A 335-nucleotide genomic window follows, 5' to 3' on the forward strand; every position below is an offset into this window, starting at 1 on the left:
GCTGGTGAACATGTACGGCATCACCGAAACCACCGTGCATGTCAGCTACCGGCCGCTGTCGCGGGCCGACCTGGGCAAGGCGGCCAGCAGCCCGATGGGCGTGCCGATCCCCGACCTGTCCTGGTATGTGCTCGACGGCGACCTGAACCCGGTAGCCAAAGGCTGCATCGGCGAGCTGTACGTGGGCCGCGCCGGCCTGGCGCGCGGCTACCTCAAGCGCAGCGACCTGAGCGCCACGCGCTTCGTGCCGGACCCGTTCGGTGCCCCTGGCGGGCGCCTGTACCGAACCGGTGACCTGGCGCGCTACCACGCCGACGGGGTGATCGAATACGCCG

1 protein-coding gene is annotated in these 335 nt (G+C 70.1%); it reads left to right on the plus strand.

Annotated features, from left to right (window positions below):
* A partial coding sequence (locus ACF8EA_RS17460) for an AMP-binding protein (RefSeq protein ID WP_392522757.1) occupies positions 1 to 335 on the plus strand: 335 nt, incomplete at both ends.

The sequence above is a fragment of the Pseudomonas sp. YQ_5 genome (genome assembly GCF_043103305.1).
GTDB lineage: Bacteria > Pseudomonadota > Gammaproteobacteria > Pseudomonadales > Pseudomonadaceae > Aquipseudomonas > Aquipseudomonas putida_Y.